Source organism: Embleya sp. NPDC025285 (genome assembly GCF_055558835.1).
This window is the reverse complement of the sequence record NZ_JBVHLU010000098.1, coordinates 1-15,147: the sequence shown is the minus strand read 5'-3', so window position 1 is coordinate 15,147 and position 15,147 is coordinate 1. Positions and strand designations below refer to the sequence as shown.

Annotated in this window: 10 protein-coding genes and 1 pseudogene; 3 read left to right on the top strand and 8 right to left on the bottom strand. The window is 71.2% G+C overall.

Translation table 11 applies throughout. The annotated features are described in order from the left end of the window. Nucleotides 1-29 precede the first annotated feature (29 nt). The 5 genes from ACZ4FV_RS41305 to ACZ4FV_RS41285 form a co-directional block, all read right to left on the bottom strand. Entirely contained in the window at nt 30-1,865 is a 1,836-nt protein-coding gene (locus tag ACZ4FV_RS41305) for an LCP family protein (RefSeq protein WP_402234035.1), read from the bottom strand. Nucleotides 1,866-2,191: 326 nt separating this feature from the next. Further along, on the bottom strand, nt 2,192-3,694 hold the full coding sequence (locus tag ACZ4FV_RS41300; RefSeq protein ID WP_402234037.1) for an LCP family protein: 1,503 nt from the start codon (nt 3,692-3,694) through the stop codon (nt 2,192-2,194). 155 nt (nt 3,695-3,849) lie between these two features. Beyond that, nucleotides 3,850-5,604, bottom strand: coding sequence for an LCP family protein (locus ACZ4FV_RS41295; RefSeq protein ID WP_465325818.1), 1,755 nt, complete (start codon nt 5,602-5,604; stop codon nt 3,850-3,852). Nucleotides 5,605-5,862: 258 nt separating this feature from the next. Further along, nucleotides 5,863-7,266 (bottom strand): LCP family protein, encoded by a 1,404-nt coding sequence (locus tag ACZ4FV_RS41290; protein ID WP_402234041.1) that lies wholly within the window; start codon nt 7,264-7,266, stop codon nt 5,863-5,865. Between the two features lie 96 nt (nt 7,267-7,362). Then, nucleotides 7,363-8,109, bottom strand: coding sequence for a TIGR03089 family protein (locus tag ACZ4FV_RS41285; RefSeq protein ID WP_465325816.1), 747 nt, complete (start codon nt 8,107-8,109; stop codon nt 7,363-7,365). Nucleotides 8,110-8,233: 124 nt separating this feature from the next. Here ACZ4FV_RS41285 and ACZ4FV_RS41280 point away from each other — a divergent pair, with 124 nt between their 5' ends. Continuing rightward, the gene (locus ACZ4FV_RS41280; RefSeq protein WP_465325814.1) at nt 8,234-9,400 is read left to right on the top strand and encodes a peptidoglycan recognition protein family protein; all 1,167 of its coding nucleotides are present in this window, start codon (nt 8,234-8,236) and stop codon (nt 9,398-9,400) included. A gap of 22 nt (nt 9,401-9,422) precedes the next feature. Here ACZ4FV_RS41280 and ACZ4FV_RS41275 read toward each other — a convergent pair whose 3' ends face one another. Next, on the bottom strand, nt 9,423-10,649 hold the full coding sequence (locus tag ACZ4FV_RS41275) for a glycosyltransferase family protein (protein ID WP_465325812.1): 1,227 nt from the start codon (nt 10,647-10,649) through the stop codon (nt 9,423-9,425). An 82-nt stretch (nt 10,650-10,731) separates the two neighbouring features. Between ACZ4FV_RS41275 and ACZ4FV_RS41270 the strand changes: the two genes are divergently transcribed. After that, on the top strand, nt 10,732-11,661 hold the full coding sequence (locus tag ACZ4FV_RS41270; RefSeq protein WP_395870656.1) for a DNA-3-methyladenine glycosylase family protein: 930 nt from the start codon (nt 10,732-10,734) through the stop codon (nt 11,659-11,661). Nucleotides 11,662-11,833: 172 nt separating this feature from the next. Beyond that, a pseudogene (locus ACZ4FV_RS41265) lies at nt 11,834-12,277 on the top strand (SRPBCC family protein); the annotation flags it as partial. Between the two features lie 358 nt (nt 12,278-12,635). On the opposite strand, the gene ACZ4FV_RS41260 reads toward ACZ4FV_RS41265, so the two are convergent. Both ACZ4FV_RS41260 and cofD read right to left on the bottom strand, forming a co-directional pair. Then, nucleotides 12,636-13,970: a coenzyme F420-0:L-glutamate ligase gene (locus ACZ4FV_RS41260; RefSeq protein WP_395870658.1), complete on the bottom strand. Its 1,335-nt coding sequence runs from the start codon at nt 13,968-13,970 to the stop codon at nt 12,636-12,638. Continuing rightward, nucleotides 13,970-14,932: a 2-phospho-L-lactate transferase gene (gene cofD, locus ACZ4FV_RS41255; RefSeq protein ID WP_395870660.1), complete on the bottom strand. Its 963-nt coding sequence runs from the start codon at nt 14,930-14,932 to the stop codon at nt 13,970-13,972. The genes ACZ4FV_RS41260 and cofD overlap by 1 nt, the downstream gene beginning before the upstream one ends. Nucleotides 14,933-15,147 lie beyond the last annotated feature (215 nt).

The following is a 15,147-nucleotide window of genomic DNA, read 5'->3' as shown; positions in this document are numbered from 1 at the left end:
CGGGTGGCCGTCGGGGGTGTTGCGGTGGGTTACCTGTTCTTCTTGGGTGCGCAGACGTTCTTGTCCGCCGTCTCCAGGTCGATGTTCTTCGGGGGTTCGGTCGGCGCGGTCGTCACCGGGGGTGGGGCCGCGGTGGGGTAGTCCTTGCCGATCAGGACCTCGAAGCGGGTGAGCGTGGTCGAGGTGCTCTCGATCAGCGCGCCGTCACCCAGGCCCGTCGCGGCGGCCAGGGCCTTCGCGGCGTCCAGGCGGCCCTTGGGATACGTGATCCTGCTGGTCGGGTGGATCTTGCCGTCCCGTGCGTTGCCGGAGGCGACCGCGACGAACTTGCGCCCGGCCAGGTCGGCCGCGACCTCGTTGGCGCGCTTGTTGACACCGCTGCCGTTGCGTACGTCGACCTTGACCGTGGTCGGGTCCACCTTCGGCGGTTCGGGCGTCGTCTGCGCCGGCGGTGTGTCGGCCGCGGGCTTGTCGTCCTTGGTGACGGGCGTGTCCGTGCGCAGCATCGCCATCAGGTTGTTGGCCTCGGGCTGCTTGGGCTGCACCTTGGACTTGGCCATCGGCGGGTATTCCTCGATCGGCAGCGTGGTGAACGCCATCCGCTTCTCGGGGACCTTCTTCAACTGGTTGCCCAGCGAGATCAACTTGTCCACGCCGCCCAGACCCCGGTCCACGGTCAGCGACTCGACCGCGATGTTGGCGATCTTGAACATGCCCTCGACGTTGGTCAGCGACGCGCTGTTCTTCAGCTTGCGGGTGAGCGCCATCAGGAACGCCTTCTGCGCCTTGATCCGGGCCAGGTCGCTGCCGTCGCCGAAGGCGTGCCGCGCGCGCAGGAACTTGAGCGCGGTCTCGCCGCTGAGGTTCTGGTCGCCCGCGTCGAGCTTGAGGTCGGTGCCGCCCTGCTGGTTCGGCAGTACCGGGTCGTTGATCGGCTCGGAGATGCACATGTCCACGCCGTTGACGGCGTCGGTCATCTTCTTCACGCCGGTGAAGTCGATCATGATGTAGTGGTCCACCTGGACCCCGAGCATCTTGTCGACCGTGGACACCGTGCACGGCGGACCGCCGTTGGCCAGGCTCTCGTTGAACGACTGCGGCCCGTTGGACGCCGGGTACGTCTTACCGTCCACGACGCACTTGGGTATCTGCACCATCGTGTCGCGCGGGATGCTGACCAGCGTCGCGTTGCTGCGGTCGGCCGAGACGTGCATCAGGATCGTGACGTCGGCGAGGCCCTCGGTGTGCTCGGACGCGCCGTACTTCTTGCCGAGACCCTTTCGGCTGTCGTTGCCGATCAGCACGATGTTCAGCGGCTTGCGCCCGAACGCGTCCTCCTCGGCCTTGGGGATGCCCTCGCTGCCCGCGTTCTTCGCGGTGGTGTTTATCTTGCTGTCGAGGTACTTGATGTAGCCGTACGCGCTGCCGGCCAGCACCACCAGCAGGCCCACCACCGAGATGGCGATCCACTTGAGCCGCTTCTTGACCTTGCTCTTGGGCGGTCCCTCGCTGCGCGCGCCGTTCCGGGCTCCCGCGCGCCCGGTGGGTGCGCTGCCCGCGCGGTCCCGACGCCGGGGCGGGTCGTCACCGGCGCCCTGACCCGAGGCGGCGGCCACCGCCGACGGGCGGCGCCTCTCGGGGATGGCCGCCCGCGAGCGCGGCCCGGAGGTACCGGGGCCGTCCGTACCGGCCCCGGCACCGGATCCACCGCCGGATCCATTACCGGCGCCGCCCGGTGCCCGCAGCTCGAAGCTGCCGGTGTCCGGGTTCATCACCCACATGTCCGCGACGTCCGCGTCGTCCATGCCGCCCAGGGGATCGTTGTCCCCGGGCGCGCCGCGGTGCGGCCCGTTCCCTCTGTTCACGCCGAGATCCCCTCCGGCTGTACCCGCCGCACGGTCCCCCCGGCTGTGCGCGGTTTCATGGGCGACACCGGGGTTCCGGAGGCATCCGCACGGAACCCGACGGTGGTACGTGATGGTCGGTATGGAAGCAGCCACCATAACCGGCGAGTTCTTGCCATGGTCACAGAGACTGCGAAGTCCTGACGCTCGGATCATCGGAAAAGGTACAAACACCCTTCAGTGATTGTTCCGGATCCGTCGTCGTTCGATCGTCGTTCGATCGATGGGGGTCGCGGACGAACGCTTTCGCGCGAATGCCACCACGACCCCCCTCGAACGTGCAAGCGCTACTTCTTGCGCGGTGAGGCGCATTTCGTGTTGTCGGCCGTCTCCAGGTTCAGGTCGGCGGCCTTGGGCGGTTCCGGCGTCCGGTCGGGGCCGGCGGTCGTCGAACTCTTCGGGGTGCCGTCGTCGGTGCCCGTTCCCGGGAGATCCGCGCCGATCAACAGCTTGATGGTGGTGTCGCCGGGACGAGCCGCCTCCAGTGCGGTCTCCGGCAGGCCCAGGGCGGTCGCGATCGCCTTCGCCTGGTCCTGGCTGCCCTCGGGGTAGGTGATCCGACTGTTGGCGTGTTCTCGCCCATCCGGCATCGTCGTACCCGAAGTGGCCTTGAAACCTTGGCGCTTGAGGTTCTCCACCACCGGGGTGATCCGCCTCTTGGTGGTTCCGGTATCCACCGTCACCCTGATCCGCGCCGCGTCGCCGGGCGAGATCGTCGCCGGCGGGGGCGGCGTCGTGGTCACCGGCGCGGGCGGCGGAGTGCTCGCCGCGTCGCCCTGGGTCAGCGGCCGGTCCGCCCGGATCGTGGCCCACAGATCGTCCGCGGCCGGACGCCTGGGCTGGACCTGGTCCGGAGCCGGCCGATAGGTCTCGGTCGGCAGGGTGGTGAACGCCATGCGTTTGTCCGGCACCTTCTTGATCTCGTCGGCCAGGTCGATCAGCTTGTCCACGCCCGCCAGGTCGTTGTCGACCGTCAACGCGCTGACCGCGCTGTTCGCGATCCGGAACATGCCGTCCACGTTGGTCAGCTTCGCGTTGCTCTTGAGTTCGCGCGCCAGCGCCATCAGGAAGACCTTCTGCGCCTCGATCCGGGCCAGATCGCTGCCGTCGCCGAACGCGTGCCGGGCACGCAGGAATTGCAGCGCGTCGTCGCCGCTCAGCGTGTTCGGGCCGGCCGGGAGCTCCAATCCGGTACCTCCGCGCGAGCCGGACAGGACCGGGTCGTGGATCGGCGCGTCCAGGCAGATCGGCACCCCGCCGACCGCGTCGGTGAGATCCCGGACGCCCTTGAAGTTCACCTCGATGTAGTGGTCGGTGCGGACCTGGAGCATGCGGTCCACGGTGGCGACCGTGCACGACGCGCCGATGCTGCGGAAGCTGTCGTTGAACTGGCCGAACCGGGCCTCGGTGACCTTCTTGTCCTTGCCCTTGCCGATCTCGCAGCGTGGGATGTCGACCATCGTGTCGCGCGGGATGTTCACCAGTGTGGCGTTCGAGCGGTCGGCGGACAGGTGCATCAGGATCGCCACGTCGGCGAGCCCCTCGTGGCCCTCCGCGCCGTAGCGCCGCCCCTCGCCGACCCGACTGTCGTTGCCGATCAGCAGGATGTTCATCGGACTTCGGCCCTGCGCGTCCTTCGGCGCGGCCGGTGGTCGATTCTCCTTGTCGGCGGTGATCTGGGTGTGGTGCAGCTTGCCGTTCAGATACTGGATGTACCCGTAGGCGCTGCCTGCCAGGACCACCAGGATGCCGACCACGGAGATCGCGATCCATTTCAGGCGCTTCTTCACGGTGCTCTTTCTGCGTATGCCCCGCCGGCCGGGTGCCGCAGGCTCCCCGACCTCCGTATCCGCGTCCGTGCCCATGTCTCGCGTCCCCTCCGGCAACGTGCCGGATCACCGCCGATCGACGGCGGCCCGGCCCTCCCTGATGCGGTGTCGATGAATCAGCTCGCGCACACGTCCTGTTCCGCCGTTCGTCCCGAGACGGTGACGATCGGACTCGTGTCCGCGGCCGGCGTCGGCTTGGCCGACGGGGTACCGCCGCTGGTCGAAGGGGGATTCTCCGTGGAAGCCGACGAGGACGGAGCGGAGGTCGGCGCCTCGGTGCCGGTCGAGCGCTTGCCCGTCGGCTTGCCGGCGCCGCTCGAACTCGGCGCGCTCGGCGTGAGCGTCACGCGCTCGCCGTTCTCGTCGATGGTGGTGCGGGCGGACGCCGGCGGTGTCGCCGACTGCTCGATCCGCACCTCGCCGTTGTTCTCGAAGCCGTTCTCGTCCTTGCCGCTGACCGCGGTGCCGACCGCGACCCGGTCGAGGCGGATCGCGTCGAACAGTCGGTCCGCCTGCGGCTGGACCAGTTCGTCGCGGTCGGTGTCGAGCCGGTACGGCTGCCGAGGCACGGTCAGGAACGCGACCTTGTCGTTCGGGATTCCCTTGATGCTGTCGGACAGGGCCATCAGCTCCTTGAGCGAGCTCAGTCCCGGGTCGGCGGTGATCGACCGGGTTCCGGCGTCGAGGAGGTTGTACAACTTCCACGGCTGGGTCAGCATGTCGCCGACCTTGACCTTCTTAACGAGCGCGGCCAGAAAACGCTGCTGCCGGGTCATCCGCTGGGTGTCGCTGCCGTCGTCCACGTTCTTGCGGGCGCGGACGAAGCCGAGCGCCTGCTCACCGTCGAGCTTCTGCTTCCCGGCGGGCAGGTCGAGCTTGGCGGCGGTGTCGCGCATCGGCTTGCTCAGGCACACCTCGACGCCCTCGACCGCGTCGACCATCTCCTTGAAGCCGGCGAAGTCGATCACGATGTGGTGGTCGACCCGAATCCTGGTCATCTGCTCGATGGTCTTGATCGTGCAGGCCGCGCCGCCGATCTCGAACGCGTGGTTGAACTGGTCGCGGTAGGCCCGCGACTTGCTGCCGTCCGGGCGCACGCAGGAGGGGATGTCGACCATCAGGTCACGCGGGATGCTGACCGCGACCGAGCTCTTCCGGTCGGCGGCGAGGTGCAGCAGGATCGTCGTGTCGGAGCGCTTGGTGCCCTCGCCGATGTCGCCGTACTGCTTGTTGTCGCCGGTGCGGTCGTCCGAGCCCATCAGCAGGATGTTCGCCGCGTCGTGCGCGACGACCTGTGGGCGCTCGGCCTCCGGTCCCAGCTTCGCGGTCAGGTCCTCGGTGGTGATGTTGTCGTCCAGCTTGCGGTACAGCGTGTAGACCACGACGCTGCCGGCCACCAGGCACAGCGCGACGGTGACGGTGACGCCGATCAGGACCCGCTTGTACACGCGCCGGCGCCGATTGCGGCGGGCGAGCCGATCGGGGGCCGCGGCGTCGCCGGCGGCGGCCATCGCGGCGAGGGGCTCCGCCGGGTCGGTGGGGGTCGGCGGGTTCGGTACGGCCGGCGGCTCGGCCGCCTGGGCGGCCTGTTCGGGAACCCCCGTGCCCGGTTCGGCGGCGGCCGGCTCGGCCGCGCTCGTGTCGTCGGTGCCCGGCTCGGGCGTGCCGGCCCCGGGCGCGCCGGTCTCGGCGGTACCCGGCTCGGCCTCGGCCCGCTCGGCCGCGCCGGCCTCGGCCGACGCCTCCGCAGCAGGTGCGTCCGCCGTCGGCGGGGCCGATATCTCGGCTTCGGTCGGAGCCTCGGGCGCCGTTTCCGGGCTCGCGTCCCGACCGGGTTCGGCCTGCTTGCCGGCCCGTTCGCTGTCACTCACGTCGTGTCTGCTTCTTTCCCCAGGGCGCCCAACGCCGATCAAGAGCGACGAACCGCGCGTAGAGCGGCCGTTGCAGTGATAGACGTGCTGCCACTTCCTTGAGTTGCGTGCAGCCATTCGCGTGTGACGCAGGTCACCCGATGTGGACGCAGCACGCCGCGTCGGAGCGGCTCGCGTATCGGCGAGCACGCTACCGTGCGCCGCCGTATCGGTGACCCCGGAGTCGGTACGTATCCCCGTGAACGGGGTGACGCGTCGTCAGTTCGCCTTGCAGATGTCCTGATCCGCGTTCCGAATGTCCGCCTTGACCGGCGCCCCGGCCGGCTCGGACGCCGCCCTCGGGGTCCCGGCGACCCGGGCGCCCGCGATCGGTGCCGATCCGGTCGCGCCGGTGCGGTCGGCGGTCGGCGTGGGTGCGGCGGAGGCGCCCGAGGCGGCCTCGGCCGGGGGCGGTGCCACTCCCGTGGTCGCCGCTCCCGTACCCGCCGCCGCGCTCGTGTCCGGTTTGCCACGACCGTCCAGCGGCCGGTCGTGGTTGATCGCGTCGAACAACCGCCGCGCCTCCGGCTGGATCAGCGCGACCCGGTTGTTGTCCTCCGGCGGGTTGTACACCGGTACGTGCGCGAAGGTGATGTCCTTCGTCTCCAGGTCCCGCATGCCGCGCGCGAGGTCGACCAGGGCCGACACCGAGTCCAGGCCCTCGTCGGCCCGGATCGACTTGGTCAGCGCGTCCGCCAGGGCGAACAGCCGGGACGGGCTCGAGAGCGTGTCGCCGCTGCGGATCTGCTTCGCGAGCGAGGCCACGAACGCCTGCTGCCGCTTGATCCGACCCAGGTCGCTGCCGTCGCCACCGAGCCCGATGTCGTGGCGCAGCCGGACGTAGTCCAGCGCCTCCTTGCCGTGCACCTTGCGTCGGCCGGCCGACAACGAGATGTTGCCCTCGCGGTCCTGCACCGTTCTGGGCAGACAGATCTCCACACCGCCGACCGCGTCGACCATGCCCTTGAAGCCGGAGAAGTCGACGATGATGTGGTGGTCCACGCGCATGTCGGTGATCTTCTCGACGGTGTTGCGCGTACAGGCCGCGCCGCCGAGTTCGAACGCCGAATTGAACATCACCCCGCGCTGTTCGGCGGAGCGCGCGCCGTCCCTGGTGACACACGAGGGCACGGTGACCAGCAGGTCGCGCGGGATGCTGACGACCGCGGCGTGCTCGCGATCCGAGGACAGGTGCACCAACAGCGTGGTGTCCGAGCGTTCGCCGTTGTCCCCGCCACCGCCCAGCGCGCGGTTCTCGCCCGCTCGCGAGTCCGAGCCGATGATCAGCAGGTTCATCGGCCTGCCCTTGCCGTTGCCGCCCACGTCGGGGCGGTCGGCGTTGAGCTTGCCGTCCACCGAGTCGGTCCTGAGGTTGCCGTTGAGTCGCTGGTAGGCGAAGTAGCCGGCCGAGACGCCGGTCAGCACGATCAACGAGACCCCGACGCCGATCGGCAGGAACACCCTGCGGCGCCGGTTGCGCTTCTTGCGCGCGCGCCGCGCGGCGGCTCGGCCGCGGGCGGATTCGACCGGCGCGGCCGAACCGGGTTCGTGGGGCGGCGCGTTCGACGGATCGGCGGGCTCGGCCGCGGCCTCGGACCGATACAGGTGATCCCACGAATCCATGAACCCCACGCCTCCCCGACTGCTGAGGGACCGCCGGGCACGGCACTACGGGCGGTCGGGGCCACGAAAGCGCAGCACGACCCGTCTTGTCATGGCCTAGTCGGCGGAACGGGTGACGGCACGGGTGACCCGTTCCGCCTCGATTCGCCGCTCCAGCAGGGATTCATCCAGGTGACGGCATACGACAACCGGTACGGACGCGGCCAGCGGCGCGAGCAGGCCCGCCCGCAGTCCACCCGTTCGGGCGAAGCTCAAAGAGGTGAGCAGGCGGTCGCCGGAGACCAGTTCCCACTCGCGCGCGGCGGCCTCGCCCTCTTCGGCCAGTTCGCCGGCCGTCCACACCCGCCCGGCCTCCTCCAGCGCGGCGTCCGGCGCCCGCGTCGGGCCCTCGGGGACGAAGCGATCGCCGTGCCCGGCCACTTCGGCCGCGTAGTCCAGGAAGCCGGCGGGCGGCGCGGGAAAGCGCCCGCCCATCGGGCGCAGGGCCAGCGCGACCCGCTCACCGGGACACGTGGCCGCGCGCTCGAGCGTGTCCGGACCCGAGACCACCACGTCCGCGTCGGCGGGATCCGCGTCGAAGCTCACCACCAGGCCGAGCGACCAGGCCGCGAGCAACCACACCTGGGTCTGCCAGTGCGCGGGCAGCAACAGGGACACCCGCGCTCCGGGCTCCACCGCGAGGTCGTCGCGCAACAGATTCGCGGTCTTGGCGACCCAGTTGTCGAACGTGGCGACCGAGAGCTCTACCCGCTCCCCGGTGGTGTCGTCGTAGAAGGTGGTGAAGGGCCGCGCGGAGTCGGCGGCGAGCGCGGTGCGCAACTGATCGACCGGGGTGCTGGGCATGGGCCCAGCCTATCGAGCACGCGAATCCGTGCGGCAAATGGGTGTATTTAAGACATTTAGTACGGGCTTCGTCGTTGTCCGGGCACCCGTAGAACTCGACCACCCCACAATGGAGGGTCTGCCCGTGTACACCAGAATCGCGTTGTCGATCGCCGCCCTCGCCGTACCCGCCGTGCTGCTCGGACCGCCCGCGCAGGCCGACCCGCGGCCGAGCACCCCCGGCTCGACGGTGACCCTCCCCTTGGCCGGCATCGAACAGGAGCCGGACGCCGACGCGCCGCGCACCGGCCGGACCGAGGTGCTGACCACCGAACGCCACACGCCCGCCTACTCGTTGCTCGGCGTCACCTGGGCCGGTTCCGGCACGGGCGAACGCGTCGTGGTGCACGTACGCACCCGAACCGGCGGGGTCTGGAGTCCGTGGCGCGAACTGCACGCCTCGCACGCGGGTGGCGACGGCGGCACCGGCGGCGGGGACGTCGATCGGGCGGGAGCCGGCGGGCGAGGCGGTACCGAGCCGTTCTGGGCGGGCCCCTCCGATGGCATCCAGATCCGGGTGGGCGTGCTGGAGGGGGTGTCGCCGAAGGACCTGCGCGCCGAACTGGTCGATCCCGGCGAGTCGATCCTGGACCGCATGCCCCCGCTCCCGGGCCTGCCCAAGCGCACCGACGGCCGCGCGGTCAAGGGCCACGCCATCGAGCCGGCGATCGTCGCGCGCAAGGACTGGGGCGCGGACGAGTCGCTGCGCGACGCGAAGTTCAAGTACACGAACACGGTCCGGGCCGCGTTCGTGCACCACACCGCCGACGGCAACGACTTCCCGTGCAGCGACTCGGCGAAGGTGCTCCGGTCGATCTACCGCTACCACGTCAAGACCAACGGCTGGGCCGACGTGGGCTACAACTTCCTGGTGGACAAGTGCGGGACCATCTTCGAGGGCCGCGCCGGCGGCACCGACAAGCCGGTCCTGGGCGCACACACCCTCGGGTTCAACACCGACAGCATGGGCGTCGCCGCGATGGGCACCTATACCAAGGCCCAGCCGCCCGGGCCGATGCTGATCTCCCTGTCGAGGCTGCTCGCGTGGAAGCTCGGCCTCGACGACCGCGACGCCAAGGGCAAGGTCACCCTGACCTCGTCGGACGGCGGCAGCCGCTACCCGAAGGGCACGACGCACTCGTTCGACGTGATCTCCGGGCACCGGGACGCGTTCAACACGGAGTGTCCGGGACAGGCGCTCTACGACGAACTGGGCGCGATCCGTCGGGATGTGGCGCTGCGGTTGGGGTGAGCGACGGGGTGGCCGCGGGCGGTCAGGATCGTTTTTCGACGATCTCCCGGAGCCGTTCCACGAGCGGTTCCACCACCGCCTCGGGTACGAAGCGTTCGCGCGCGAGGGCCGCTGCGGCGGCACGCAGCCGGGCCACCTCGGCCGGATGCTGGGCCAGCCGGCGCAGCGCGTCGGCCAGCGCGTCCGAGTCGCCCGCAGGGACGAACAGCCCGGCCGGGCCGAACAGTCGGCGCTGCGGCGCGGTGTCCGAGGTGAGCACCGCACACCCCGCGGCGGCTCCCTGGAAGACCTTGTTCGGGACCAGCCGCAGCGCCTTGGCGCCGGTCCCGAACACGCCCAGACATACGTCGTGCGCCGCGACCAGACGCGGCAGTTCGGCCTCGGGCACCCAGGTCCGCCAGGTCACCCGGGGAGCGTTCGGCCCGACCAGGTCCCGCGTTCGCTGCGCCTGGAGACCTCGGCCGATCATCGTCACGGCGATCGGGTAGCCGTCCAGGCGGCTCAGCGCGGCACCGATCACCGGTGCGCCCTGGACCGGCGAGTACAGCCCGAACGAGATCACCCGCAGGTCCTCACCGGGGCGGAAGTCCGGCACGAAGTCCATGGAGGGATCCGGGGAGGGATCGGTAGCGGGATCGGTGGCGAGGTACGGATCCGTGCGGGGATCCGTCGGGTGATCCCGATCCGCCCGGTCACCCGCTCCGAGGTCCGAGGCCGCGTCGAACCACACCTGCGGCGCCCCGATCGGTACCACCACGGCCCGCTCACGCTGCGCCGGCGCGAGTACCCGGCGGTGCTCCTCGGTGTCCACCAGCACCAACCGGGCCGCCGCGATCGCGGCCTGCTCGATCCGGTCGACCTTGCGCAACTCGGCCTGAGCGGCCTGGCCGAGCCGGTCGGCCACGTCGTCCACGCTCTCCAGATGGTCCAGCACCAGGGGGATGCCCGGGAACAGCCGCCGGGCGATCTGGATGTCGAGCCGGCCCTGATAGCCGACGATCACCACGTCCGGACGCGGCGCGCGCCGGGCCTTGGCGACCAACTCCGCGATGCACCGCGCGTGCCGTATTCGCTGGCGCGGGATCCCCGGATGGGCCGACGGCGGCGGGACCATCGGCCCCGCGTCCATGTGCCCGAGGGGGACATTGCAGGTCACCACCTCGATACCGTGGCGCCGTAAGCCCTCGATGAGAATTCCCACCCGGGGGTGGACGGTCGTGTCATAGGTGCCGAACGCCATCACCCGCATAGGTGAAGTCTGCTCTGCGCACATCGGGGCAAAACCGGGAAGGTACGGTGGCGGTCCCGACCCGGACCGCGAGGAGAGCCCGTTGCACCCGAGTGCCCTCCATCGTGTGTGGCGTCCCGGCTTCGCGATCGACCTGCGGCTCACCGTCGGCCAACTTCGCCGCGGCCACAGCGACCCGACCTACCACGCGGGCACCGACGGCTCGGTGTGGCGTACCTCGCGCACCCCGGACGGCCCGTGCACGCTGCGCCTGATCGACCGCCCCGCGACCGGCGAGATCGAGGCGAGCGCGTGGGGCCCGGGTGCCGAATGGCAGCTCGACGCGCTGCCGGCGCTGCTCGGCGCCGAGGACGACCCGACCGCTTTCGTGGCCCTGCACCCGATCGTCCGGGACGCGGAACGTCGGTTTGCGGGACTGCGGATGCCGCGCACGACGCTGGTCCTGGCCGCGCTGGTGCCCTCGATCCTGGAGCAGAAGGTCACCACGATCGAGGCCCGTCGGGCCTTTCGGCTGCTGCTGGGCAAATACGGCGAGGCGCCGCCCGGGCCCGCCCCGGCCGGTCTGCGAGTGGTGCCCGACGCCCGTACGTGGGCGATGATCCCGTCCTGGGACTGGGCCCGTGCCGGCGTCGACGGGCGCCGCTCGCGCACCGTGATCGAGGCGACCCGGGTGGCCGGACGACTGGAGGCGACCACGGGCGTCGCGCATCCCGAGGCGGCGCGACTGATGCGCCTGGTGCCCGGGATCGGGGTGTGGACGGCGGCCGAGACGATGCAGCGCTCGCACGGCGATCCGGACGCGCTGTCGGTGGGCGACCTGCACCTGCCCAAAACGATCGGCTTCGCGCTGGCCGGGCACGCGGTCGACGACGCGGGCATGTTGGAGCTGCTCGCGGGCTATGCGGGGAACCGGCATCGGGCCGCGTTGTTGATTCGCATGTCGGGGGTGAAGGTGCCGCGGCGGGCGCCGCGCTTCGCACCACGCCCGCACTTCGTCGGCAAGGCGTTGTGAGGATCGGTGTTGTGAGGACTGTGTTGTGAGGACCGGTCGATGCCGGGACCGGGCAACGCGAGCGTGATGCGCCACGTTTGTCCCGGAGGGCCTCGGGCAGCCGTTCGGGTGAAGGACCCGGCTGTGTAGCACCGCAGCGGGAACCGACACCGAGAACGAGGAGGAAGTGCTCGTGACGACCGTCCAGCACTCGATCGACGTGGACGTGCCGGTCCGCACCGCATACAACCAGTGGACCCAGTTCAGGGAGTTCCCGCAGTTCATGAGCGGGGTCGAGCGGATCGACCAACTCGACCCGACGCACACCCACTGGGTGACCCGAATCGCCGGGGTGACCCGGGAGTTCGACGCCGAGATCACCGAACAGCGACCCGACGAGCGGGTCGCCTGGAAGACCCTGGACGGCCCGCACCAAGCCGGCGTGGTCACCTTCCACCGGCTCGACGACGTGCATACCCGGGTGATGCTCCAGATGGAGTTCGACCCCGACGGTCTGGTCGAGACGGTCGGGGACAAGCTCGGCTTCGTGCGTGGTCGCACCAAGGGCGACCTCGAACACTTCAAGGTGTTCGTGGAGAAGCAGGGCCACGAGACCGGAGCCTGGCGCGGAGAAGTGGCGCCGCCCGGCAGCCTCGGCTCCGACGACGGGCCGCGCACGTCGCCCCCGCCCTATGACAGCCCCGGCATGTCGCCGACCCCCGGGCGTACCGGAGCCCCCGGCGGCGGGCACATTCCGCCGCCGCGCCCGCAGGCCCCGCCGACCATCGGTGGAGCCTCGGCAGGGGGTCACTGATCACGGCGTGAAGCCCCCGGACATCGGCCGGACATCGCTCCCGACTCCACGTCGGCGGCGGTGCGGGTCCACCGAATCCGGGCCGGCAGCGCCAGGCGGCAGAGACCGTGCGAAAGGGGTGGGCCCGCCATCGATGACGATGGCGGGCCCACCCCTTTCCGCGTACCGGACACGGCGCAGCTCAGCGCACCACGATCACGTCGTCCGCCGAGCGGGCCGGGCGCTCCCGGGGCGGCTCCGCCGGGCGGCCCACCGCGATGGCGCCCATCGGGTCCCAGTCGGGGGGCAGGGCGAGCGTCGCGCGGACCACGTCCGGGCAGAACATCGTCGAGGACACCCACGCCGACCCCAGGCCCTCCGCGGTCAGCGCGATCAGGAGGTTCTGTACGGCGGCGCCCGCCGAGACGGTGAACATCTCCCGCTCGGCGCCGGCGCGTACCGGGTCCGGGTAGGTGTGCGCGCCCTCGGTGACCAGGCACGGCACCACCAGGTACGGCGCCGCGCGCAGCACGTCGCCGCGCTTGGTCCGGCGCGCGATCCGGTCCTCGTCCAGCCCGTCCGCGCGCAGGTCGGCCACCCACGCGTCGCGCATCGCGTCGAGCAGCGCGGTCCGGGCGGACGCGCTCTCCAGGAGCACGAACCGCCACGGCACGGTGTGGTGCGGCGCCGGCGCGGTGATCGCGGCGGCGACCGCACGGCGGACCGCGGCGGGGTCGACCGGCTCGTCGGTGAACGCGCGCACCGTACGTCGCGCGGTGATCGCGGTCCGGGCGCCCTCGGCGATCGCCTCGGCCGTGCCCAGGCGGAACATGTCGTCCTGGGCGTCGCGTACCAGCGGGCGCACTCCGGCGCCGTCCGCGTCGGTGACCAGGCGGTCCAGGCCGCGCACGATCGCCACCGGGACCGCGCCCGCCTTGCCCTTGACCAACTCGGCCGCGCTCGCGAGTTCGTCCACCACCGCGGTGATGGTCACCGCGAGCTGGTTGCCGTGCGTGTCGGTCCGACCCCGGTGGTCGTCCACCGCGTCCAGCCCCGCGACGCCGATCGCCACGTCGGTGACCCCGTTGCGCCAGGGCCGACCGAAGGTGTCCGAGACGACGACGCCCACCCGTACGCCGGTTCGCTCGGCCAGCGCCGCACGCAGTCGGCGCGCCGACGCGTCCGAGTCCTCCGGGAGCAACAGCAGCGTGCCGGGCTCGGTGTTGGAGGCGTCCACACCCGCCGCCGCCATCACGAAACCGTGCCGGGTCTGCACTATCCGGGTATCGCCCCGGCGGGCGACCACGCGCACCGCCTCGGCGTCGATCACCTTCTCCCGATCGACCCCGCGCAGCAGCCGGCCCTCGGCCTTGCTGAGGATCTTGGAGGTGACCACGAGGACGTCGCCGTCGAGCAGGCCGGGCCCGTCCGGCCCCGTCGCCGCGTCCGCGATCAGCCGGGCCAGGTCGGCGCCTTCGCCGATCTCGGGCAGGCCGGCCAGCCCGAGTACCGAGTAGCCGCGCGGCGGGGCGCCCATCAGCGCACCTCGTCCGCGAGCGCGAGCGCGGCGCGGGCCATCTCGGCGGTGGCCTCGACGTCGGTCATCAGCAGCGGGATCGCCCGGCACCGGATGCCGGCCGCCTCGACGGCGAGCACCGCGTCCGCGTCCGCGGTGTCCACCAGCCAGCCGTCCAGCAGGCCGGGCCCGTAGTGCTGTGCGACGGCCGCCGCCGTCGTCTCGACCCCGACCGCCTCCAGGACCCGGTCGGCCATCCCGCGCACCGGCGCGCCGCCGATGATCGGGGACAGCCCGATCACCGGCGCCTCCGCGGCCACCAGCGCTTCCCGGATGCCGGGCACGCCCAGGATGGTGCCGATGCTGACCACGGGATTGGACGGCGGGAACAGGATCAGGTCGGCCTCGGCGATCGCCTCCAGCACGCCGGGCGCGGGCTTGGCCGTCTCGATCCCGACCGGCACGATCGCGTGCGCGGTCGGCGCGGCACGCAGCCGGACCCAGTACTCCTGGAAGTGGACCGCCTTGCGGGTCCCGGGCTTGTCCGCGTCGTCGACCACGACGTGCGTTTCCACCCGGTCGTCGCTCATCGGCACGAGCCGGACGCCGGGCTGCCACCGCGCGCACAGCGCCTCGGTGACCGCCGACAGCGGGTAGCCGGCGGCGAGCATCTGGGTCCGCACGATGTGCGTCGCGTAGTCCCGGTCGCCGAGCCCGAACCAGGTCGGTTCGACGCCGTACGCGGCCATCTCCTCGCGAACGCTCCAGGACTCGTCCCGGCGGCCCCAGCCCTGCTCCTCGTTGATGCCGTCGCCGAGCGTGTACATGACGGTGTCGAGGTCCGGGCACACCTTGAGCCCGAACAGGTGGATGTCGTCCCCGGTGTTGCCGACGACGGTGATCTCCGCTTCCGGAACGGCCGCCTTGAGACCCCGCAAGAACCGGGCCCCACCGATGCCGCCGGCAAGTACAACGATGCGCATGGGGCCAGTCTCGCAGGCTGCTTGTCGGGCGACTTCGTCGCCGGCTCGCGAGGGGCTGTTTGTTGGGCGACTTCGTCGCCGGCTCGCGAGGGGCTGTTTGTTGGGCGACTTCGTCGCCGGCTCGCGAGGCACCGCTTTTTCTTTCCCCCGCTTCGCTCCTCCAAGAAAAAGCGGTGCCTCGCTCGGGGCTTCGTGTCCCTCCGCTTCGCTCCGGG

Bases quoted from the DNA above. Each gene is read 5' to 3' on its own strand.
- ACZ4FV_RS41275 (WP_465325812.1), bottom strand. From the start codon at position 10,649: ATGCGGGTGATGGCGTTCGGCACCTATGACACGACCGTCCACCCCCGG.
- ACZ4FV_RS41290 (WP_402234041.1), bottom strand. From the start codon at position 7,266: ATGGATTCGTGGGATCACCTGTATCGGTCCGAGGCCGCGGCCGAGCCC.
- ACZ4FV_RS41285 (WP_465325816.1), bottom strand. From the start codon at position 8,109: ATGCCCAGCACCCCGGTCGATCAGTTGCGCACCGCGCTCGCCGCCGAC.
- cofD (WP_395870660.1), bottom strand. From the start codon at position 14,932: ATGCGCATCGTTGTACTTGCCGGCGGCATCGGTGGGGCCCGGTTCTTG.
- ACZ4FV_RS41260 (WP_395870658.1), bottom strand. From the start codon at position 13,970: ATGGGCGCCCCGCCGCGCGGCTACTCGGTACTCGGGCTGGCCGGCCTG.